Raw genomic sequence first — 23,178 nt, forward strand, 5'->3', positions numbered from 1 at the left:
CTTGAAGTGGGGGCTTCTCGTTCGATTGCCCTATTGGGCAAAGCATAGGCGAGCTATCCCCGTGTGTCCCACGGTTCTGTTATTACGAGCGGGGCTGTTTCGTATCTACGCAGTCCCGAACAAAATCTACGTTTTGGGCGGAGATCAGGAAATTTTTCTTTCTGTTTCAAGTTCAACTCCCGATATTCTCAATCCTTCCCTGCAAATATTGATAGCTGCATTCTCATCACGGTTCATCTGATTTCCACAGGTGCAGCTATAGATACGGTCTTCCAGTTTCAACTCCTTTTTGAGTTTTCCGCAACAGCTGCAGATTTTTGAACTGGGATACCACTTATCAATACGAACCAGTTTCTTACCGGCACGTTCTAATTTGTAGGAAAGAAAATCAGTAAACATACCCCATCCATTATCATGAACACTCGTTCCGAACCTTGAATCCTGGCTCATTTCTTTCATATTCAAAGATTCTATGCACACAAGATCATAAAAATTGGTTATCTTTCTGGATTCCTTGTGTAGATAGTCTTTCCGCTGACGTGCGATATGAGCATGGAGTCTGGCTATTTTCTTTTTCTGTTTCATGTAACGGCCGCTCCCCTTTTCGCAATGACTCAGCCTGCGCTGCTCCCTTGCAAGTTTTTCCTGGGATTTTCGGAAAAAGTGGGGATAATCTGCATGAGCTCCATGGGAATCTACATACAATTCGCTCATGGAAAAATCAAGTCCGATTGCGGTTTTTACTGGCCTGATTTCATGTCCCGGTTCTTCTGCCGCATACAGTAATGATACATAATACTTGTCATCTGCTTCCTGGCTGACGGTGGCACCCTTCAATATGTAACGATCATCGATACTCCGATGCTGTTTTATGCGGATCCAACCTGCTTTCGGAAGTTTCAGTTTCGCATTCTGCAAAGTAATATTTCCATTTACGCAGTTTGTCGTATAACTTCTCACCGGATTCTTTTTTGACTTGAACTTCGGAAAACCAGCCGAAGAATCCCGAAAGAAGTTCTTGTAGGCTGTCTGCAGATGCAGCTGTGCATTGCACAATGCCAGACTGTCTACCTCCTTCAGCCACGGAAACTCTGCCTTATATTTTGCAGGCGTAACCTTTAATACTTTTCCGGTTTTCTCATAATATTCGTTCTTTTCTGCCAGCATCCGGTTATACACGAAACGCACACAGCCAAATGTCCTTGCAAATAGTTCTTTTTGAGATTTATTCGGGTAGATCCGAAAACGGTACACGATGTTCACTCTTCTTTTCTCCCTGTGTTTCTATGTACTGGCGGATAACCTCAATGGGTGCACCACCAGCACTTAACAGACAAAAACTCTGGCTCCAGAACATTTCTTTCCAAAGCTTCTGCCGAATCTCCGGATACTCTTTTTTTATCAATCGGCTGCTTGCGCTTTTATACGCATTAATAAATTTGCTGAGTTCCGATTTCGGATGGGCCCGGAACATGATATGAACATGATCCCGATCATGATTCCATTCCTCTAATGTAACATGATACTTCGGAGCGATATATTCAAAAATCTCCCGGGCCCGATCAGAAACAGGATCCGTCAGTATCTTTTTTCGGTATTTTATAACCAGAATCAAATGATAATAGAGTAGAAATACTGAATGCGCATTACTGTCCAATTTTCTCATAAAATCAGCCTTTCCTTTTACTTTCGACTGATTATATCATAACACAGGAACACTTGTTTGTCTATGTCTTTTAGAACATTTGTTCTTCTATGCTTGTTTTCATTTATGTACACAGATATGTGCAGTTTTAAGATGCCAGATATTGCATGATTTTCCCAAAAGGCAATTCATCTCACCACCTAAAGAGGATGGGAGAATTCTTGCAAAGTGTTGTTAAATATCGTTTACAATCACATTTAGGGTAGGATTCCTCTGGAATCCTGCCCTGTTTTAAATCATACATAGATTCCTGATATTCATTCTTTGATTCTTTATCGATTTGTTTTCAGATACGATAGATTAAAAATAGTTAGATTTGTCTCTAGATTTTATGACTTGTTTAAATATTGTTTTAGACTTCCTGGCATTCTTTTACCGCTTTTGCAAACTCATCCTCATTCATTCCCATAATTGATGCTGCTGTCTTGACGTCGATCTTATGCTCCTGCAGCAGTTTTAAAAGTATATCCATTTTCCCCTGCTGCAGTCCTTCTTTCTGCCCTTGCCGCCTTTCTTCATCCAACATTTCACCAAACAACATATAATTTTCCTCCATTCCCCGATTTTTCTTTAAATCTGTGATCTGTGTCCGAAGTTTCGTGATAAGCAGATCATTTTCTTCCTTTTCCTTCCCGGCATCAGGCTCACCGATCCACTTTAAGAAACGTACAAGTTCCTGTCCTATCCCTGTCTCAATTTTCCCTTTCGTGTTCAGAAAAATCTTGCAGGTTCCATCCTCCAGAAGTTCCCCATCTTCTCTGCAGGTTTCCACAAATGTATACCTGTATCGCTCTCTTCCGAATGGATCAAATGTGCAGATAAAGATCACGATACTCTGCGGCAGCCTTGCAAAATCTTCCCCTGTCTTCAAAGCATCCATATCCATCTGTCCTTGATAATACCTGCTTCTTTTCGGCAGATTTTTTATTGTCCGTTGTCTGCATCTCCACATTATAGACCGTTCCATGTTCATCATCCGCATACACATCAAGACGGACACCTCTTGTTTCCGGATTTACAAAGAGAACATGTTCCGCATGAACCATTACTTTTCTTATCGGGATTCCCAGAATCCGCTCCAGCACTCCCCTGCAGCTTTCCGCATCGGACATGACCGCCGCAAACATAAACGCATCCTTAAATTCAAGTTCCTGATATGTTTTTCTCATGTTTTCCTTTCTTTTTCAGGAACCTTTTGTATGATTTTCTTCATTATAAACCAGCTGCGGACCAGTCTCAAGTTATCAAACGTTTAAAATTATAAAGTTTATATAAACTTTAATTTCGTGTAAAAACGACTCTGATATCAATAATGGGACTGCCGTACTAACTGATATGCTAATGCGACAGCCCCAAAAATAAGTTTTTTATTCTATTTTACCACCGGATCCAGATCTTTCCGCCGAATTTCCAGTTTCCGTAGAGAAGCCGGCCGAACAGACACAGGCAGACGGCGGCGAAAAAGAGGAGTGTGAGGCGGTCGGAGCCTGCGAATGTTGTGAGCAGGGCGAGGAAAGAAGTCAGGGCAAGATACAAAAGGTTCATTCCCTGAAAGCGGATGAAACGGTCTTTTTCATGGATCTTATCGTTCTTCTGAATCCGCTCGTAGGACTTTCCTTTTCCCTTTAACAGCCAGGTACCAATCACGGCCCATTCAATCGTTAAAATACAGAGTATATACTTTGTGAACATGTGCCTTCCTCCTTCACTCCATTATTCTATTTTGACTCGTAAAGAACTACACTTCCCTGTGCCAGGCTCTTTTTCACGTCGATCACTCTCTGGTTCGCGCTGCCTTTCCAGTGCAGGGTCACATCTTTTTCCGCTTCAACGAACGGGCCGTCGACGAGAACATCCACATATTTTAAGAACGGGAGGTCTTTGATGTCTTCCCAGAGAAATCCTGTATACAGCCAGATGGTCTTTTCCGGGAATTTTTTGTGGATCTCCTCGATGAGATTTCCTGTCTCCTTCCGGTTCTGCCAGTGGAGCGGGTCACCGCCGGAAAAGGTCACCCCGGAGATCCAGGCTGGGGAAAGTGCCTCAAAAAGCTCCTCTTTCGCTGCCTCATCGAACGGAAGTCCGCCCTTCACATCCCATGTCACCGGATTCTGGCAGCCCGGACAAGCATGGCTGCAGCCTGCCAGCCATAAGACTGTGCGCAGGCCATCACCGTTTAACATGTCCTCTTTTGTTATGTTGTGGTATCGCATTTTCTTTATCCTTTATCTGTATTCTTCAGTGTTCATATTCTTGTTTTTATTGGCATAAAAACAAGAATCTCTCGGAAGTCCGCCCTATACGTCTTTAGGCAGAAAAATGCTTATGCAAGCAAGCTTGCAACACATTTTTATGAGCTCTGTCTCGCTCGTTTGCAGTGCTCATATTCTTGTTTTCATTTACATGAAAACAAGAATCTCTCGGGCGTTCGCCCTATACGGATTCAGGCAGAAAAATGCTTATGCAAGCAAGCTTGCAACACATTTTTATGCCTGAATCCGTGCACTGCAAACTGGTTTTATCACATGCTCTTTCTCTCAGCGATCTCGGCCATCTTCGCATCATTCAGTCTCGTATCGCCTTTTACGCGGGAATAGCTCAGATATCCATTCATCCGGTCGATCTTCGTGAGGTTTTTGCTTCCGCAGACCGGGCACACATCCATATTCAGTTCCTCGTGCCCGCAGTCATCGCAGTAGGACAGGGACAGGTTTACTCCCTCGTAGAATCCCATCTTCATGGCGCGGCGGACCAGGGAGCGGATCGCCTCTTTGTTGTAGTCGATCGGGTACTTCACATACTGGATCTTTCCGCCGTTGGAGAGCTCCCAGAACCGGTGTTCCAGATTCTGCTTCTGGATTGGAGTGATGTCCTCAGTCACATGGCAGTGGAAGCCGTTGCTGACGTACTCGCGGTCAGAGACATTCTCAATGATTCCGTACTTCTTCCTGAACTGCTTTACCTGCAGACCGCAGAGATTCTCCGCCGGTGTGGCGTAGATCGCATAGAGGTTTCCGTCCTCATGCTTAAACTGCTCCACCTTCTCGTTGATATGCTTTAACACCTCGATGGCAAAGGCGCCGTCCTCCACCAGGGATTTTCCGTTATAAAGTCTCTGGAGCTCGTTGAACGCCGTGATTCCAAAGGACGCCGTCGCGGTCTTTAAGAGCGGCTTGATCTTATCGTGAAGCCCCAAATGTCCGCCGTAGAATCCGCCCTCGCAGTAGGCAAGCGGGTTCGTGGAGGCACGCATCTCGCCGAGGTACGCGTAGGTACGGATATGGATCTTACGGATCAGCTCCAGGTAGTAGTCGAGGACCACATAGAAATCCCTGCTCTCCTGTCTCGCCTTCGCGAGGATCATCGGAAGATGCAGGCTCACAACGCCGATATTGAAGCGGCCAACAAACACCGGAACGTCATTCTCGTCCGCCGGTTCCATGCCGCCTCTCTCATACCACGGGGAAAGAAAGGCGCGGCATCCCATGGGGCTTATGATCTTTCCATACTTTTTATACATGCTGGCGATATATCCCTCACCGCTCAATGACAGCCAGTCCGGATACATCGTCTTTGAGGAACACTCGATTCCTGCCTCGAAGACGTCCTCCAGCTCTTTTCCCGATCCGTGGAGATTCTCATCATATAAAAATACAAGCTTCGGGAACAGTACCGGCTTCTTGTGGCCTTCTTTTCCCTGACCTTTCTTTCTGACGTTCAGCATCGTGATAGTGGCCATCTTCGCGAAGCGGCTTGTTCCGGTTCCCGCTGTCATGGTGATAAACGGGTAGTCACCGCGGCTGGAGGAAACAGAGTTAAACTTGTACTCCCATCCCTGAAATCCCTGTTCCATCTCGCGCTGAACGTCGTTCCATGCCACTTCTTTTGCCTTCTCCTCATCGAGGCCAAGGTCAATATACTTTGTGATATACTTTCCGTAAGATTTCTCCGCGTAAGGCGCCAGGATATTCTCCACATTCGGCACCGTAAAACCGCCATACTGCTGGCTTGCGGCACTCAGGACAATATCGCCGATAACGTCAAAGGCCACATCCAGGGTCTTCGGCTCGTTGTACCAGATATTTCCCATCTCAAATCCGCCGCTTAAGACCTCATTGACATCAAAGAGGCAGCAGTTCATCGTATCACGTCTTGCGGACATGTCGTGGATATAGATATATCCGTCACGGCATGCCTGAAGCTCTTCCACCGTCATAAAGAACTTCTGGTATAAGGATTTATTTAACTCGTTGAAGATCAGGCTCCGCTTCGTGGAGACCAGGGCGCTGTCGGTGTTGCTGTTTTCCTTGTCGCCAATATACATGATGGACTGGCTCTTTTTGTAGACCTCGTCCAACATCTGGACGAAATCCTGCTTGTAGTTGCGGTAATCGCGGTAACTCTTTGCGACCACCGGATTGACGCGCTCCAGGGCGCCCTCGACGATATTGTGCATCTGGGCGATCGGCACCTCTGACTGGTCCAGTTCCTCCGCCTTCTCCTCCACGAACTCACAGATAAATTTGCTCTCAGCCTTTGAGAAGATTATCATCGCACGGTTTGCGGACTTGTTCACCGCCGCCAGGACTTTCTGGACATTGAATTCTTCTTTTGTCCCGTCTTTCTTGATCACTTTGATCTCACTGCATTTCATGATATGGAATCCTCCTCATCGGTTTCGCTGTTGTCTTCGCTTTCTATTTCTTTCTCTATCTCTGTATTGCTTATGATTGTGCCACTTTCATTTTCTTCTGTTTTTTCCATTCCAGTTTCCGAATCTACCGGTTCTTCTGCCGTCCCCGCATCCTTTTCCGGCTCATCGATCAGATGACCTTCCTCGTCGATTTTAAGGTTCAGCTCCTCCTCGACCTCGCTCCGGATTTCCTCCCGCTGCTCCACATTCATCTCCGGGAGCTGTTCCGTGGATCCGACTCCGAAGCGGCGCAGAAATTCCTCCGTCGTGGCAAAAAGTGCCGGTCTTCCAGGCGCATCGAGACGGCCCGCCTCATACACCAGGTCATACTCCACAAGGCGGTTCACCGCGTGATCCGACTTTACTCCCCGGATCTTCTCGATATCTGCCTTCGTCACCGGCTGCTTGTAGGCGATGATCGCCAGCGTCTCCATCACCACGTCCGACAGCACCTGCTTCTTTGGTGTCGCCGCCACGCGGATCAGATGTTCATAATAGTCGGTGCGGCTGCACATCTGGTAGCTGTCATCGAGACGCACAATCTGCATGCCCGCCTTTCTCTTGTCATATTTCTCCTTCAGGCGCTCCACGGCCTGGATGGCCGTCTCCTCATCCGATTCCAACGCTGCCGCAAGCTGGCGGATCTCCACAGACTGCCCCATGGTAAACAGCACGGACTCCACAACGGACTCCTGCTTTTTCAGATTTTCCACCCTCATTCATTTTCCTCCACAGTGGTATTCTCCTACTCATACTGGTAACGGAACTGTCCGATTTTTTACAGTCCCGCGCAGTAAATGCGCAAACCTACTGAGCAGTTGTGACATCGATAGCAATATCCTCTTCTTCGCCTTCCGGCTCAAGAGATTCTATGCACATGTCGTCAAAGAGATGTTCCTGGATCAGATGGATCTTCCCCACCTTCATGAGCTCTAAAAGTGCCAGGAACGTCACGACGACCTCTGTCTTGTCGTTCTGCTTTTCCAGCATCTGCCGGAAGCTGAATTTCCGGTGCTTTCTGGCATATCCCAGAACAGAGGTGATCTTGTCCTCCAGACTCACCGGATCTTTTTTGATGGTTCCGAAGGTGCTGCGGACCGGGTCGATCTTATCCTGCTGCCGCTTCATCACCGACTCGAAGATCTTCTGAAGCTTCGTGAGCGTCACTCCGTCCAGGAGCTTATCGAGATCCACCGGCTCTGCATATTCCTTGACCTCCGGCGGGATCGTCGGATCCTTGTAGAACACCCGGTCCGCCCCGGACTCCATGTCCTTAAGTTCCTCCGACATCAGCCGGTATTTCTTATATTCCAGGAGACGCATCACAAGTTCCGCTCTCGGATCTTCCTCCTCGCCCTCCTCATTCACTTCTTTCGGCAGCAGCATCCGCGCCTTGATGTCGAGAAGCGTCGCCGCCATCACAAGGAATTCGCTGACCACATCCAGATTTTCCTCATCCATCTGCCGCACGTACTCCATATACTGGTCCGTGATCTCGGCGATCGGGATATCGTAGATATTCACTTTGTTTTTTTCAATCAGATGGAGAAGAAGATCCAGCGGACCTTCAAACTTTTCCAGTTTGTACGATAATTCCATATGCACCTCAAGTATGTTTTCACAGTCTTCCATTCAGAAATCCCATGTCCAACAATTCAATATATAACCGCAAAAAAGAATGTGCGTATGCACACTCTTCATCACGCCGTTCACATTTTGTCCCTACTGCTGCGTATCAGCCCCGCAGAGCCTCACAACAACCACCTGTGGTTTATCATTCAGCCTGATATTGATCGAGTGGGTCCCAAGTCCCCGCCCGACGATCATCCGGCTCTTTTCTCTTCCTTTTCCCGGAAGTTCAAAATATCCCGCACAGCGCGGATAAAAGAACTGGTACTGGGGTGTCATGACTCCGCCCACAAGCGGAAGCCGGATGGTTCCGCCATGAAAATGTCCGGAAAGTGTGAGATCCGCTCCCCACGCCGCATACTCCTCAAAAAACAGCGGAGAATGGGCCAGAAGAAGACAGAACTTTTCAGGGTCCGGCTCTCCCAGGGTCTCCTTCAAAAGACCCTCAGGGATCTCTCCCGACCGCGGCCGATAGGCGCTCTTTGGAAGATCCAGTCCATAGATCCTGATATCGCTGTCGAGATCCGCCGCCTCGTTGGAGAGATAACGGATTCCCGCATCTTCCAGGGCCATCCGGTAATGTTCATAAGTTTCCCCGTAAACATCTGTCTTCCAGACCATCCGGCTCTCATGATTTCCGTTTCCGCAGTACACCGGAAACTCCTTCGCAAGCTCTGTCAGAAGCGCCAGCGGGATCCTGACATCAGAATTTCCCCTCTTTGCAACCATTCCGTCCCCGCCAAAAAGTACGGCATCCGGTTTCACCTTCCGCACGGTCTCAAGCAGACGGCTGTTCTCTTCCCCAAATTCTTTATTGTGGAGATCAGTCAGGAAGACGATGGTCTTTCCCTGTCCGTGGATCTTCTCCGAGGCGATCCGGTACTCTTCCGTTACAAGGCAGTCCCTCTCATACCGGGAACGTGCCAGGCAGCCGGCCCCAAAAGCCATGACACTGGCTGCCAGAAACACTGCTGTTCCCAAATCGGATTACTCCTCCTCAAATACGCGGATCCCGCGCTCAACAACGCCTGCGAATGCCTGTGCATAGCTCTTGTACTCCGGATGCTTTGCGATGATCTTATCCATAACTTCCTTCATCTCTCCGCTGATGATGACGGTGCATCCTGCTGCCTTCTTATTTGTGGAACGGTTCTCGTACACGTCCTGCATTACTTTTACTCTTTCTTTCATGATCAATACTCCTTTTTATTTTTACTGTACCCATGCGCCGTCTGCGCCGACTACATACTTGTTATCGATCGTGGTATTTTTCGCGATCTTTCCCTCCGCGTCGAGATAGAACCACTTACCGGAATCCTGTCTCCATGCGCTCTTTACCATCTTTCCGTTTGTCTCAAAATAGTGCCACTCGGTGCCGAACATCTTCCATCCGGTTACCATCTTTCCGTCCGTATCAAAACCGAAATCAGCGGCATCGATCGTGTAGATCGTTCCTACTGCCTTTGTTCCGTCGGCAAACTCGTATCTCCAGCTGCCGTTATCCTGTACCCAGTGTCCGGCAGTTGTCTGCTTTCCTGCGGATGTGCTTCCGGACTTCTCTGTATTGACATACTGATAGCCATAGTCCAGCATCTTCTTTGTATCCTCATAGTGGGTGCTCTTGGATTTTAAGATCACCGCAACCATACGGACGCCGTTTTTCTCCACGCAAGTCACAAGAGTATTTCCTGCCTTGGAAGTATATCCCGTCTTTCCGCCGACGATTCCCGCATAATATCTGGAATCGTTCGGGTAGAGCATCTTGTGGCCCGGAGTGATGGTTCTTGCCGCAGCTGCCTTTGTCGCCGGGAACTTGTAGCTCAATGTGGAGTCGATCTCGCAGAGCGTCTTATTTGCGAAGGCCGCAGCTGCGATCTTAGCCATATCGCGGCATGTAGTATACTGCTGATCGGAGTTTAAGCCGTTTGGATTCACGAAATGTGTGTTCGTACAGCCGAGCTCCGCCGCTCTCGCGTTCATGAGCTCCGCGAAGGCGGAAATACTGCCGGAGACATGCTCCGCGAGTCCGTTTGCGACCTCATTGGCAGATTTTAAAAGCAGGGCATAGAGGCTGTCCTTCACGGAGACCTGGTCGCCCTCCACGAGTCCGATCTTCACAGCTCCGGACTCCAGGTTTGTGACTGCTGTCTTTGAGAATGTCACCTTGTCGTCCAGGTTTGCTTTTTCCAGCACGAGAAGCGCTGTCATAAGCTTTGTGGTGCTGGCTGGAGCAAGCTTCTCATCGGCATTCTTCTCGAAGAGAACTCTTCCGTTCGTCACATCGTAGAGGATTCCGGCCTCCGCGGAGATCGTCGGCTTTGCGATGGCATCCGCTGCCGCTTTTGCCTCTGCGCTCACCTGGCTCTGACCGGCTGTGTTTGTTGTATTATTTGATGTATTGGGCTTGCTGTCCTCATATCCCGGACCGCCCTCGTTTCCAGCCTGGGGATTCTGGGTCGTGTTTGTCGTCTGTTTGTTCTGGCTGGTGGCCTGTTTATCGCTGTCCCGGATGATCGTAGCCGCCTGCACCGGCTGTGCCGCAAAAATGGCACATGCAAGTGCGACCGGGATAAATCTGTTCATTTTTCTCATTTTTCTTTCCTCCTTTTCTTTCTCTATGCTACCATAGATCCACCGAAAAAGCTTTGCAATTTTCTGTCGATTTTCTTATGTCGCTTCAAGCATTCCCGTCTACGTCTCGCGCTGACAGGAACCGTATGTCCGTCTGATACGGGCATATCGCTTATATATCTTCGTCCAGCATACGAATGAGGTCTTCTCTCGTGATACTGCTGAGCGCTCCTGTTCCTTCCGTCACCACGGTATCCGCCAGATCCCGCTTCATCTCCTGAAGCTTCAGGATATTCTCCTCGATGGTGTGCTTCGTGATGAGTTTGAATACGGAGACCTGGTTCTCCTGCCCGATCCTGTGGGCGCGGTCTGTGGCCTGGTTCTGTGCCGCCACGTTCCACCACGGATCGTAGTGGATCACCACATCCGCCGCAGTGAGATTTAATCCGGTTCCGCCGGCCTTCAGTGAGATTAAGAACACCATCACATCGTCCTTCTGGAACGAAGACGCCATCTGCACGCGGTCCCGCTTCGGCGTGGAGCCGGTGAGCAGGTAAAACGGGATCTTCTCCTTCTTTAAGCGCTTCGCGATGATCTCAAGCATCGATGTAAACTGGGAGAACAGGAGGATCTTATGTCCCGCAGATGTTCCGTTTAAGAGAAGCTCCATACAGGTATCGAGCTTCGCGGATCCACCTTTGTAGCCGTCAAAGCATAGAGACGGCTCGCAGCAGATCTGGCGCAGACGCATGAGCTCCGCGAGGATCTGCATCCGCTCTTTTCCGTAATCTCCGTCAGTTCCCTCCATGAGCTGTTCCTTTAAGGAAGCTGCCGCGGCCGTGTAGAGGTCTTTCTGCTCGCCCTCCATGTTGGAGTAGAGAACCGTCTCTAATTTATCCGGAAGTTCCTTTAAGACATCTTTCTTTAAACGCCTCAAAATAAACGGTCCCGTAAGCTTTTTTAACTGAACCAGGGCATTTGGATCCTGGTCCCTCACGATCGGCATCTCAAACGCACGCTTAAACTTCTGTGACGTGAATAAAAATCCCGGCATCAGGAAGTCAAAGATACTCCAGAGTTCCCCAAGATGGTTCTCAATGGGTGTTCCTGTCAGGGCAAATCTCGTCTTTGCCGGAACAGCCTTCACGGATTTCGCTGCCTGTGTGGAGGAATTCTTGATGTACTGGGCCTCGTCAATGATCTCGAAGCGGAATTCCTTTTCATGGTACCAGAGAATATCGCGCTTTAAGAGGTCGTAGGACGTAATGATCACATCCGGGCGCTCCTTCTCATAAGCTGCGAACATCTCCTCGCGCTCTGCCTGGTTCCCCGCCGCCGTCATGATCTTAAGCTCCGGGGCGAACTGGGCAAACTCGTTCTCCCAGTTGTATACCAGGGATGCCGGACACACCACGAGAGACGTGCCGCCGTTCTCTGCCTTTTCATCCAGCAAAAGGGCGATGACCTGGATCGTCTTTCCCAGACCCATCTCGTCCGCAAGGATTCCGCCGAAGCCGTAGGCATCCAGGCTCTTTAACCATCGGTAGCCCACCTTCTGGTAGCTTCGAAGCGTCGATGCAAGGCGTTTCGGTATCTCATAATCGCTGTCCTCCACGTCCTTCATGCCACGGACCACAGCCTTGAACAGCTGGTCGCGGTACACGCTGACGCTCTTATCCTCTTTTAACGCCGCGTCCAGGAACATAGCGCGGTATGCAGGGAGCTTTATCGTGTCGGAACCCACAAGTTCCTTCGCGACACCGAGCTGTTCCGCGATCTTTGCGACCGTGAGAAGTCCGCCATCCCCCAGAGTCAGGAAATCGCCGTTCTTCATCCGGTAAAAGCTCTTTTTCTTTCCGTAAGCCGCCAGCACCGCAGCGAGTTCTTCCCGCGGAAGCGCCCCAGTGTCTACCTCAAGTTCCAGCCATCTTCCCAGCGTCCGTACCTGGACCGATGTGCTCACCGGCGGCAGGACGTGGATCTTCTTGAAGGACTCGGACACGAACACATCCCCGGTATCCATGAATTTCTTCATGCCCTCGGAGATCAGACGATATACCGCCTCGTCGTCATTCTTGATCACGAGGTTTCCGGATCCGTCTTCCGTATACTTAAAGTAGGTGGTGATCAGCTGGCTCACCTTGAATTCTCCCGGGACATCCCGGCAGATCTCTTTCGGGAAATTCTCGTCCGCCAGCGGGTGAAAGGAGAAATCGCCGTAGGCGAGCTCCGGACGCAGGGTGACGGTTCCAGCGGCATCGCTGTCAAAATAGAAGGAGGCCTTCAATTCCTTCGGGCGGTAGCTCTCGGGATCCACGCCCTCGGAGCGGATCAGTCCGAAAGACTCCAGCTTTCTCAAAACTCTCTCATAAAAGAGCGGCATGTCCCGGTCATTGACGGAGACTTCATTCTCCGCATCAAGCCCCATGACCATGTATTCCATGAATACGGTCAGGCACTCCGTGTAGTCTGGATCGCAGCGGCAGATCGATTCCTGGTCCGCGATAAATAAGGACTTTTCGCCGGAAAAGGCCATAATGTCCTTGTCAACAATGACCTTGATCCCGTCCCGTCCCTCTTTCTTTACAACAGCGGTAAATGTAGGATTTTCCCGTTTTACCGTCAGCATTCTCTTTTTTTTCCGGTAATCCTCACACTCGATGGTCTGACCGTCCATGATGGCAAAGAACCGCTCTCGTCCGGCTTTTCCCAGGATCAGTTCTTTTAACGCCGGTTCCGCTTCCATGGAAAACCGGCCGTTTCCGCGGTACTGTTCCCTAAAAAAGCCGACACGTTCCATGATGAGAAGCGCCAACGCCCGGCTCTCCTCATCAAAAGCCTGAAGACTGTGATGGAACGCCAGCCCTTTTCCGTACTGGACAAGGCTCATGGTTTCCATCGCCTTCGCAAAGGCTGTCAGATCCTTCACCGGGTACTGTTTTTCACGGCCCACCGTGAAGCGGACCCGCACCTGGTCTCTTGAGATCGTAACGATAGGGATCAGACGGTAATGTCCCTCCTCGGAGGCCCCCATGATCCGGCTCACCTCGCGGTTCGTGTACTCCCGGACCATAAACCGGACTTTCTGGGATGTGGAGACCGGATGTTTCGACTCCCTGCTCTCTCTCCGGAGCCATTCCGCAAGCAGGGCATGGGCATGCGGGCACATGGGGATCCCGTCGGGTCCCTGTGTGCAGGATACTCCGCAAAAGCCGAGATTTCTTCCCGTTTTACTGATACGCGAACAAGAGTAGTCAAAATTCTGACTACCCTTGCGCAGGATACGGACACGGTATTCATCTTCCCCGTCCATGACGGTTCCCCTGATCTCTGTCTCGCCTTTCCAGAAGGCTTCGGCAGTAAGTTCCGTTACTTCCATATCATTCCGTCCCCCCGGTTTGTTTTATTGCTTTCCAGCCCTGAAACGGATCGTTCCGCACTACGTGCTCCCACGATCCTGACTTCATTCGCAATCCAGCCTGTCGGCTTACTTGCTCATGAAGTTTTGCCCGTCATATGTCTATGCATCTGTGCAGGCAAGCCTGCCCTTCTGCATAGCCGCATGACAGGCTGTTTCATCACATCCGTTCCGGTGCGCTGAATCCCAGAACGTTAATGCATGTCATTAACACATCACGTGTTAACGTAACAAGGCTGATGTACCCCGCCTGTTTCTTCCTGTCTTCCTCAGCGATGATCTTCGTCTCATGATAGAAGTGATTTAACGCATTTGAGAGCTCGTAAATGTAAGCACAGATCTTATGCGGCGCAAGCTCCTCGAAGCAGGTAAGCATCACATCGCTGTACCGGGAAAGGGCGAGCATCAGGGTCTTCTCCGGCTCTGCGGACGGCGGAAGGATCTCGCCATTCTCTGTATTTTCACAGGTATCGCTGTATTTCTTTAAGATGGAGTTGATCCTCGCGATCGTGTAGAGAACATACGGACCTGTATTTCCCTCAAAGGAAGTAAATCTGTCGATATCGAAGACATAGTCCTTTGTGGCCTGGTTAGAGAGATCGCCGTATTTTAAGGCAGCGAGACCTACGATCTCTGCTGTCGTCTTTGCCTCATCCTCAGAAACAGTGCGGTTCTCCATGATACGGTTGTAAGCCGCCTCGTCGATATCTGCGATCAGGTTCTCAAGACGCATAACGCCGCCTTCTCTCGTCTTAAACGGCTTTCCGTCCTTTCCATTCATGGTACCGAACCCGACAAAATCCATCTTCCGGTCTGCCGGAACGATCCCTGCCTTCTTTGCGACACGGAAGACCTGTGTAAAGTGGAGTTCCTGACGCTTGTCCACTACGTAGATATAGTGATCCGGCTTGAAATCTTCTTCTCTCTCAACGATGGTCGCAAGATCGGAAGTCGCGTAGAGGGCCGCGCCATCGGATTTTCTCACGATACACGGCGGAAGCTCCTTGGTATCGGTCGGCTCGGCGATATCAACAACGAGAGCGCCCTGGCTCTCATATGCAAGTCCTTTATCCTGGAGGTCCTTGATCAGGTCCGGGATATACGGCTGCGCGTCGCTCTCACCTTTCCACAGGTCGAAATCCACGTCAAGGTTTGCGTAGTTTCTCTTTAAATCTTTTAAGGAAACATTCATGATATGCTTCCAGATCGCGCGGTACGGCGCGTATCCGCTCTGAAGCTTGAAGGTCGCCTCTTGGGCGCGCTCCTTGAATGCCTCGTCAACCTTGGATTTTCCGCTGGCTGCCGGGTAGATCTCCTCAAGCTCAGAGATCGTAAACGGCGCTTCCTCCGGATACTCTCCGGTAAAGCTCTCGTCAAAGTACGGAAGCTCCGGCTTTCTGTCCTTTAATTCCTCGATGATAAGGCCCATCTGGAGTCCCCAGTCACCGAGATGAACGTCTCCGATGACCTTGTGGCCCACAAATCGTCCCATACGCTTTAACGCCTCACCGATCACCGCGGAACGGAGATGTCCGACGTGGAGCGGCTTTGCGACGTTTGCTCCGCCGTAGTCGATAACGATTGTCTCCGGCTTCTCGACCTCGTCCATTCCGAGCTTCTTTGCACCCTTCATTCCGTTCATGTAGCCGGAAAGGAAAGCCGGGTCTAATTTCAAGTTGATGAATCCCGGCATAACGGCATTCACTTCTTCAAATACTTCGCTGTCTTTTAACTGTTCTACTACACCGTTCGCGATATCGATCGGTTTCTTTTTATATATCTTTGCGGCTGCCATCGCGCCGTTGCACTGGTATTCGCAGAGATCCGGTCGGTTGGACAGAGTCACTTTTGCAAAGTTCTCATCGTAACCGTTCGCCGCAAAAGCTTTTTTCATCTCATCCGTGATGATATCCAGAATTTTTTTCATCTGATTTTCTCCTTTTTTAGCGTGCCAGTCTGCATCATTTTCCCGTGCCATACCAAAAACATGGCAATTGCAGACACAGACTTATACAGTAACTATCATTATACCGTATCGCGGTAGAAAAATCCATAGTTCTGTTGATATTTTTGTTATCGTCCACGCATGACATAAACAGGAACCGATCCTGCCGATAGTTCGAATTTCAACGCGACAAAACCCACGACTGTCACTGGATTGTACGGCATTTTCACTCCAGAAACCTCCTGCCCGTGTGCAGAAAGAAATAGGAGCTGTTTTCGGTTATGGTCTGAACACGTCATGGGCAGGCATATTGGGGAGGAACATCGAACTGCCAGGTTTCAATGAAAGACCTGGCAGTTGAAAATATCATCTTATCTTTTACGCTTCCCCGATCACGCTCGTCGCAAAATTCACCGAAGCCATAGCGTCCTTACAATAGGCATCCGCCCCGATGGCATCTGCATACTCCTGTGTCAGGACTGCACCGCCAACCATGACCTTCACCCATGGTGCATCCTTCCGGAGCGCCTTGATGGTGTCCTCCATTGCCGGAACCGTTGTCGTCATGAGGGCACTGAGTCCCACCACCGGCACGTGCTCCTTCACTGCCGCTTCCACGATGGTCTCTGGCGGCACATCGCGTCCGAGATCCATCACGTCAAAACTGTAGTTCTCCAGAAGGACCTTCACGATATTCTTTCCGATATCGTGGATATCACCCTTTACCGTGGCGAGGATCACTTTTCCCTTCTTCTCCTGTACCTCACCGCTGGCCTCCATGGACTCTTTCACGACGGCGAACGCTGCCTTCGCCGCCTCCGCGCTCATCAAAAGCTGCGGGAGGAACACGGTTCCGGCTTCAAAGCCTTTTCCTACCTCGTCGAGGGCCGGGATCATATCCGTATTGATGAGCTCTAAGGCATCCGTGTCCTTCAAGGCGAGTTTCGCTGCATCGGCTGCCGCCTGAGACATTCCCTTTACAATGCTCTTTTTTAACGCAGATCCGGTATCTGCCGCTCCTGTGCCTGTGCCGGACGTATTTCCGGCTCCATTGCTGTTTCCTGCGCCTGCCGCTCCACTCACCCCGGCTGCCTGGTTCACCGCCGCCGCCTTTAAGATCTCTTTCTGTCTCTTCTTCTCCGCTTCCTTCGGACCATAGATTCCCACATATCCCGCGCAGTTCTCATCCTGAGCTGACAGCACAAGGAAGCTGTCATAGGCCTGCATCATGGCTTCCAGATTCGGATTCACGATCCCCGCGGAAAGTCCGTTCTGCATCGCGAGAAGGAAGAAGGAGGCATTGATATTCTCACGCATCGGAAGTCCGAAGGACACGTTGGAGACACCGAGGACTGTCTTTCCTCCAAGCTCATCCCGCACTCTTCTCACGGTCTCCAGTGTTGTGAGCGCCCCGTTCTTATCGGAGCTCACCGCCATGCAGAGGCAGTCCACGAGAATATCCTTTTTCGGGATCCCGTAGGCTGCCGCAGTCTCGTAGATCTTCTTTGCAACAGCGATCCTTCCATCTGCGGTCTCCGGAATTCCGTCCTCATCGAGAGCCAGGGCAACCACAACGCCGCCGTAATGCTTTACCAGCGGGAAGATCTGCTCCATGACCTCTTTCTTTCCGTTTACCGAGTTGATCAGCGGTTTCCCGTTATAGATCCTGAGCGCCCGCTCCATGGCCACCGGGTCGGAGGTGTCGATCTGAAGAGGCAGATCCAGAACGCCCTGAAGTTCCTTTACCACGTCCACCATCATCTGGGGTTCGTCGATCCCCGGAAGTCCCACGTTGACATCCAGAACATCGGCGCGGCTCTCCTGCTGGGCAACACCCATGGATAAAATATAGGTCAGATCCTTATCCTTCAATGCCTGCTTGAATTTCGGCTTTCCCGTCGGGTTGATCCGCTCCCCGATCAGGATCGGTCTGCCGCCGAATGTCACCGCGTGGGAGTAGGAGGAGATCACCGTGCGGTTTTTGTCCGTAATTTCACAGACAGGAATATCATCGCAGGCAAGTTTTGTCTTATGGATGTGTTCCGGTGTCGTTCCGCAGCAGCCGCCGAGTACCGTCGCCCCGTTTCTCGCCATCTCCTGCATCGCCGTGGCAAACTCATCGGCATCGATATCGTAAACGGTCTTTCCACCCTCGCTTCTCGGCAGTCCCGCATTTGGGTTGACGAGGATCGGGGTGGAGGACACCTTCGCCATATCTCTCATAAACGGCAGCAGCTGGATCGGCCCGAGACCACAGTTTAAACCGATCACATCGGCTCCCAGTCCCTCTAAGAGTGCCGTCACAGACTCCACGTTGCCCCCGGTCAGCATTTTTCCCTTTTCATCCAGCGTGACGGTCGCAAATACCGGCAGATCACTGTTCTCCTTCGCCGCCAGGACTGCTGCTTTAAGCTCATATCCGTCGCCCATGGTCTCAATGATCACAAGATCCGCGCCAGCCGCTTTTCCGATGAGGACTACCTCTTTATATGCCTCATAGGCGTCCTCAAACTCCAGATCACCGTATGGCTTTAAGAGTTTTCCCGTCGGTCCCATGTCCAGAGCCGCGTAACCATGTCCGGCCGCCGCGATGGCGTTTTTTGCATTTCGAACCGCCGCCGTCACGATCTCTTTTACGGAATATCCATCCTCCGCTTTAAATTTAAAATGGTTTGCGCCGAAGGTATTCGTCGTCACCACGTCAGATCCCGCATCGAGGTACTCCCTGTGGATCTCCGTGATGATCTCCGGTCTGGAAAGATTCCATGTCTCCGGGAGTTCGCCAGGCTTCAGACCCCGGGCCTGTAAAAGACTTCCCATACCTCCGTCAAAATAAATCCGTCTCTCCCTCATCAGTTCCAGAATTCCCATGGCTCTCTCCTATCTTCTTCAACTTATCTTCTGAAGGCGCAGTCTTTCTTTCCGCACGCCTCGCACCCCTCGATCACACAGGCTGCCGGTGTCCGGCTCACCCCGATCACCGCTGTCACCGATTTCGAAGGCAGCATCAGAAATCCCTCTGTCAGTGTGATCCCGATCCTCTTTCCTGCCTCCAGTCCGTCAAGGATCTGTTTCTGGACCGATAATGGGAAATCCCCGTAACCCGGTGAAAATCTTGGTCTCAGATAAAGACCTTTTTCCAGATATTCCTTTTTCCACCCGGCATTCAGCTCATTGCAGTAAGCCTCCACCATCGCTGCCGCCGCTGCCTGCATGACCACTGCTTTTGCGACCGAAAGCTTTCCGTACCGGGCGAGAAGTCTGTCTACCTCCGCCCCCACGGTGGCCGCCATCACAAGCACAGACTCACAGCCGGACAGGTTCTTTTTTAAGTTTGCGCTCTTTACCCGGAAGCAGCCGCCATCGATGGTTCCGTCCTCTTCCACAGAGAGCGGATACTCCCGCACGAGGTGTCTGAACTCCGCCGCGCGTTCTGCTTCCCGGATGCATTCCTCCAAAAGCCGTTCCGTCTCCGGATCCGGTTCATGTTTTCCAAGCCCCAGATATCGGAGCGCTTCTTTTCTGTCCGTCTGCATGATTTGAACGAGTTCCTTCCTTATTATAATAGATCGTATAACCGGCAGTTAAGCTTCCCATAACCAGAGGTTAAACTATTTCTCTTCCTATGATCTGTCCGCATATTCTTTCCCTGACAGATCTTTATCAGCATATCACGTCCGATCCGCCATCGTCCAATATATCCGCCATGTGTCTGGTTATAGTTTTTTCTTATTGCCATTCAGCATGCTACATGCCTTCAAATTTCCGGATCTCCTCCAGATATTTCTGTCCCAACGGGCTCAGGGCGATCCCTTTTCTCTTTAAGTATCCGATAGTCATGACCTCGTCGGACTTTAATTTCACCGCCCAGTAATCGGAACCGTTTAAATTATCACAGAGGATGCCGGAACAGAGGGTATATCCGTTAAGGCCTACCATCAGATTTAACAAGGTTGCCCGGTCATTGGCCTTGATCAGCTGTTTATAGCTGTAGGTGCTCAGCACCTCCTCCGCAAAATAGAAGGAGTTGTAATTTCCCTGTTCAAAGGAAAAACACGGATACTCCTGAAGCTCCTCGATGGTGATCTCCTTCTGGTTCGCTAACGGATGGCCTTTCCAGAGATATACATAGATCCCGCAGTCCATAAGCGGGCAGAATTCCAGGTCGGACTCATCGAAAAGCTTTGTGAGCACTTTCCGGTTGAAATCGTTCAGATACAGAATCCCGATCTCACTCCTGAACGTCTTCACATCCTCAATGACCTCATAGGTCTTCTCTTCCCGGACCGCGAACTCGTACTCATCCATACCGAACTGCTTTACCATCTCGATAAACGCGTTTACCGCGAAGGTGTAATGCTGCATGGAAACGCCGAATTTCTTCTTCACGTTCTTTTTCTCAATATATCTGGATTCCATCAGCTTATACTGTTCCGTTACCTGTCTCGCGTAGCCTAAGAACTCCTGTCCTTCCGGTGTCAGGACAACGCCGCGGTTGCTTCTCTTAAAAAGCTCTGTCCCGATCTCATTTTCCAGCTCCTTGAGCGCCAACGAAAGGCTGGGCTGGGATATGAAAAGAAGCTTCGCCGCTTCATTCATGGAACCGGTGTCCGCGATGGTGATCACATACTTTAACTGCGTCAGCGTCATAACACGTCTCCTTTCGGGTGGATCCGGGCCTGTTGTTTTCCCTTCCCGGCTCCTGATATGTCAAATTTTATCCACTGTGAGTCATTTTGTCAATCCGAACCGCCATTCCGCAAAGGCACACCGGCTCTGGTCGTTGCGGTCCGTGCGCTGCAGAGCCAAACTGCAACAATTTTTTCGTTAAAAAATAAATTTGCTTGACATTTTGAAACAAACTCCCTATAATTCAAAATAATCTTTAACCGCTTCACTGCAACTCGACAGAGCGTTGAACGGTTATCATGATAACAAGTTCCAGAGGAGGAATCAATTATGAAAAAAAGAGTTTTAAGTTTAAGCCTTGCACTTGCAATGGCGGCTTCTTTAACTGCCTGCGGAAGCTCATCTTCCACAACCGAGACAACTGCCGCTGCAGCAGCTGACGCAACAACAGCCGCTGCTGGCGCTTCCAGTGAAGCATCTTCCGGCAAAGTATTCAAGATCGGCGGTATCGGCCCGGTCACAGGCGCGGCTGCTGTATATGGTCTCGCAGTTAAGAACGGCGCACAGATCGCTGTTGATGAGATCAACGCTGACGGCGGTATCAACGGATACCAGATCGAGTTTAATTTCCAGGATGACGAGCACGACGCCGAGAAATCCGTCAATGCCTACAACACATTAAAAGACTGGGGCATGCAGGTCCTCATGGGAACTGTAACCTCCGCTCCGTGTGTAGCTGTTGCAGATAAGACGAATGCTGACAATATGTTCCAGATCACACCGTCCGGCTCCTCTGTTGAGTGTGCGCAGAACCCGAACGTGTTCCGTGTATGCTTCTCCGATCCGGATCAGGGTGCTGCATCCGCAACTTACATTGCTGAGAACAAGCTTGCGGAAAAGATCTCAGTGATCTACGACAGCTCCGATGTATACTCCAGCGGTATCTACGAGAAATTCGCTGCTGAGGCTGCAAACCAGGGTCTTGAGATCGTGGACGCCGAGGCATTCACAGCAGATTCCAACAAGGACTTCTCCACACAGCTCCAGAAGGCAAAGGACGCAGGCGCTGACCTCGTATTCCTTCCGATCTACTACACAGAGGCATCCCTGATCCTCAAGCAGGCTGACACCATGGGCTACGCTCCGAAATTCTTCGGCTGCGACGGTATGGACGGTATCCTTCAGGTTGAGAACTTTGATACAAAGCTTGCAGAAGGTTTAATGCTCTTAACTCCGTTTGCTGCTGACGCCCAGGATGAGCTTACCCAGAAATTTGTAACTTCTTACAAAGAGAACTATGGCGAGACTCCGATCCAGTTCGCTGCTGACGCATATGACGCGATCTACGCGATCAAAGCTGCCATGGAAGAGGCTGACATCACACCGGAGACATCTGTAAGCGATACCTGCGATAAGATGAAAGAGGCTATGTTAAAGATCAAAGTCAATGGTCTTACCGGTGAAGACATGACATGGACAGAAGATGGCGAACCGCACAAGGCACCGAAGGCTGTCAAAGTCGTAGACGGCGCATATCAGGCGATGTAATCGATCATTTAAGAATGGCATCATGTTAAGAGGATTGTCGCTTCGGCAATCCTCTTGTTTCTTTCACGGGCCTGCGTTGTGATGTTTCCAGACCGTTCCCCGAAAAACTGGCCCACAGCCAATGAAAACATACCGAGGTGTAAAATTTATGACGGGTTTTATCAACTACTTAATCAATGGAATCAGCCTTGGCAGTGTCTACGCGATCATCGCGCTTGGATACACCATGGTCTATGGAATCGCGAAAATGTTAAACTTCGCCCATGGCGATATCATCATGGTCGGAAGCTACGTGGTCTTTATCACGACACACAGTATGGGAATGCCGGTCTTCTTAAGCGTTCTCCTTTCTGTCATCGTGTGTACCGTGCTCGGTATCGTCATTGAGCGTGTCGCCTACAAACCGCTGCGTGACGCTTCTCCTCTGTCCGTCCTGATCACGGCCATCGGCGTCAGCTACTTATTACAGAATGTCGCACTCCTCTTATTCGGAGCCGACACAAAGTCCTTCACCTCTGTCGTGACGATCCCGGCTCTGAAGTTCGCGGACGGTGCCATCACAGTGACCGGTGAGACTCTCGTGACGATCGTTTCCTGTATCGTGATCATGATCGGACTTACCACCTTTATCAACAAGACGAAGGCCGGCCAGGCCATGCTCGCCGTATCGGAAGACCGCGGTGCCGCCACCCTGATGGGGGTAAACGTAAACGGAACCATTGCGCTCACATTCGCGATCGGCTCCGCCCTCGCTGCCGTGGCCGGTGTTTTACTCTGCTCCGCCTATCCGTCCCTGACTCCTTACACAGGATCCATGCCAGGCATCAAGGCCTTCGTGGCAGCCGTATTCGGCGGAATCGGTTCCATCCCCGGCGCGTTGATCGGCGGAATCCTTCTGGGAATCATTGAGATCCTGTCAAAAGCATATATTTCTTCCCAGCTCTCCGACGCGATCGTATTCTCCGTCCTGATCATCGTCCTCTTAGTACGTCCGACCGGAATCCTGGGCAAAAAACTGAACGAGAAAGTGTAGGTGATTC

General features: G+C 50.4%; 19 protein-coding genes. 2 read left to right on the plus strand and 17 right to left on the minus strand.

Annotated elements, in window-relative coordinates:
* Nucleotides 1-144: 144 nt before the first annotated feature.
* From DXA87_RS12570 to DXA87_RS12650, 17 genes are all read right to left on the minus strand, one after another.
* Nucleotides 145-1,263: an RNA-guided endonuclease TnpB family protein gene (locus tag DXA87_RS12570; protein ID WP_117469343.1), complete on the minus strand. Its 1,119-nt coding sequence runs from the start codon at nucleotides 1,261-1,263 to the stop codon at nucleotides 145-147.
* Nucleotides 1,226-1,666, minus strand: a complete 441-nt coding sequence (gene tnpA / locus DXA87_RS12575) for an IS200/IS605 family transposase (protein WP_015554115.1) — start codon at nucleotides 1,664-1,666, stop codon at nucleotides 1,226-1,228. Before tnpA ends, DXA87_RS12570 begins: the two co-directional genes overlap by 38 nt.
* A 391-nt stretch (nucleotides 1,667-2,057) precedes the next feature.
* Entirely contained in the window at nucleotides 2,058-2,585 is a 528-nt protein-coding gene (locus DXA87_RS18450) for a hypothetical protein (RefSeq protein WP_242990601.1), read from the minus strand.
* Nucleotides 2,512-2,874 carry an Rpn family recombination-promoting nuclease/putative transposase gene (locus DXA87_RS18455; RefSeq protein ID WP_242990600.1) on the minus strand — a complete coding sequence of 121 codons (363 nt, stop codon included), beginning with the start codon at nucleotides 2,872-2,874 and terminating at the stop codon, nucleotides 2,512-2,514. Before DXA87_RS18455 ends, DXA87_RS18450 begins: the two co-directional genes overlap by 74 nt.
* A 208-nt stretch (nucleotides 2,875-3,082) precedes the next feature.
* Complete coding sequence (locus DXA87_RS12585; protein WP_015554113.1) at nucleotides 3,083-3,397, minus strand: hypothetical protein; 315 nt, start codon at nucleotides 3,395-3,397, stop codon at nucleotides 3,083-3,085.
* 26 nt (nucleotides 3,398-3,423) lie between these two features.
* A complete protein-coding gene (nrdG, locus tag DXA87_RS12590) occupies nucleotides 3,424-3,918 on the minus strand; it encodes an anaerobic ribonucleoside-triphosphate reductase activating protein (protein WP_015554112.1) in 495 nt (164 codons plus the stop codon).
* Between the two features lie 308 nt (nucleotides 3,919-4,226).
* The gene (gene nrdD, locus DXA87_RS12595; RefSeq protein WP_117504675.1) at nucleotides 4,227-6,359 is read right to left on the minus strand and encodes an anaerobic ribonucleoside-triphosphate reductase; all 2,133 of its coding nucleotides are present in this window, start codon (nucleotides 6,357-6,359) and stop codon (nucleotides 4,227-4,229) included.
* The gene (gene scpB / locus DXA87_RS12600) at nucleotides 6,356-7,117 is read right to left on the minus strand and encodes an SMC-Scp complex subunit ScpB (RefSeq protein ID WP_117504677.1); all 762 of its coding nucleotides are present in this window, start codon (nucleotides 7,115-7,117) and stop codon (nucleotides 6,356-6,358) included. Before scpB ends, nrdD begins: the two co-directional genes overlap by 4 nt.
* Nucleotides 7,118-7,205: 88 nt before the next feature.
* Nucleotides 7,206-7,997: a segregation/condensation protein A gene (locus tag DXA87_RS12605; RefSeq protein ID WP_117504729.1), complete on the minus strand. Its 792-nt coding sequence runs from the start codon at nucleotides 7,995-7,997 to the stop codon at nucleotides 7,206-7,208.
* 123 nt (nucleotides 7,998-8,120) lie between these two features.
* Nucleotides 8,121-9,008: a metallophosphoesterase gene (locus DXA87_RS12610; RefSeq protein ID WP_348982227.1), complete on the minus strand. Its 888-nt coding sequence runs from the start codon at nucleotides 9,006-9,008 to the stop codon at nucleotides 8,121-8,123.
* Between the two features lie 6 nt (nucleotides 9,009-9,014).
* Nucleotides 9,015-9,218 (minus strand): hypothetical protein, encoded by a 204-nt coding sequence (locus tag DXA87_RS12615; protein ID WP_015554108.1) that lies wholly within the window; start codon nucleotides 9,216-9,218, stop codon nucleotides 9,015-9,017.
* A 21-nt stretch (nucleotides 9,219-9,239) separates the two neighbouring features.
* Nucleotides 9,240-10,619, minus strand: a complete 1,380-nt coding sequence (locus DXA87_RS12620) for a D-alanyl-D-alanine carboxypeptidase family protein (protein ID WP_117504679.1) — start codon at nucleotides 10,617-10,619, stop codon at nucleotides 9,240-9,242.
* Nucleotides 10,620-10,770: 151 nt separating this feature from the next.
* Nucleotides 10,771-13,977, minus strand: coding sequence for a DEAD/DEAH box helicase (locus DXA87_RS12625; protein WP_117504681.1), 3,207 nt, complete (start codon nucleotides 13,975-13,977; stop codon nucleotides 10,771-10,773).
* 199 nt (nucleotides 13,978-14,176) lie between these two features.
* Nucleotides 14,177-15,943 (minus strand): arginine--tRNA ligase, encoded by a 1,767-nt coding sequence (argS, locus tag DXA87_RS12630; protein ID WP_117504683.1) that lies wholly within the window; start codon nucleotides 15,941-15,943, stop codon nucleotides 14,177-14,179.
* Nucleotides 15,944-16,339: 396 nt separating this feature from the next.
* Nucleotides 16,340-18,832, minus strand: a complete 2,493-nt coding sequence (locus DXA87_RS12635) for a homocysteine S-methyltransferase family protein (RefSeq protein WP_117504685.1) — start codon at nucleotides 18,830-18,832, stop codon at nucleotides 16,340-16,342.
* Nucleotides 18,833-18,855: 23 nt separating this feature from the next.
* Nucleotides 18,856-19,497: a vitamin B12 dependent-methionine synthase activation domain-containing protein gene (locus DXA87_RS12640; RefSeq protein WP_117504687.1), complete on the minus strand. Its 642-nt coding sequence runs from the start codon at nucleotides 19,495-19,497 to the stop codon at nucleotides 18,856-18,858.
* Nucleotides 19,498-19,708: 211 nt separating this feature from the next.
* Nucleotides 19,709-20,611 (minus strand): LysR family transcriptional regulator, encoded by a 903-nt coding sequence (locus tag DXA87_RS12650; protein ID WP_117504690.1) that lies wholly within the window; start codon nucleotides 20,609-20,611, stop codon nucleotides 19,709-19,711.
* Between the two features lie 309 nt (nucleotides 20,612-20,920).
* On the opposite strand from DXA87_RS12650, the gene DXA87_RS12655 reads away from it, so the two are divergent.
* Both DXA87_RS12655 and DXA87_RS12660 read left to right on the plus strand, forming a co-directional pair.
* Entirely contained in the window at nucleotides 20,921-22,138 is a 1,218-nt protein-coding gene (locus DXA87_RS12655) for an ABC transporter substrate-binding protein (RefSeq protein WP_117504692.1), read from the plus strand.
* A gap of 148 nt (nucleotides 22,139-22,286) precedes the next feature.
* On the plus strand, nucleotides 22,287-23,171 hold the full coding sequence (locus tag DXA87_RS12660; RefSeq protein WP_021904194.1) for a branched-chain amino acid ABC transporter permease: 885 nt from the start codon (nucleotides 22,287-22,289) through the stop codon (nucleotides 23,169-23,171).
* Nucleotides 23,172-23,178 lie beyond the last annotated feature (7 nt).

It is taken from the genome of Desulfotomaculum sp. OF05-3, from assembly GCF_003435535.1.
Classification (GTDB): domain Bacteria; phylum Bacillota; class Clostridia; order Lachnospirales; family Lachnospiraceae; genus Pilosibacter; species Pilosibacter fragilis.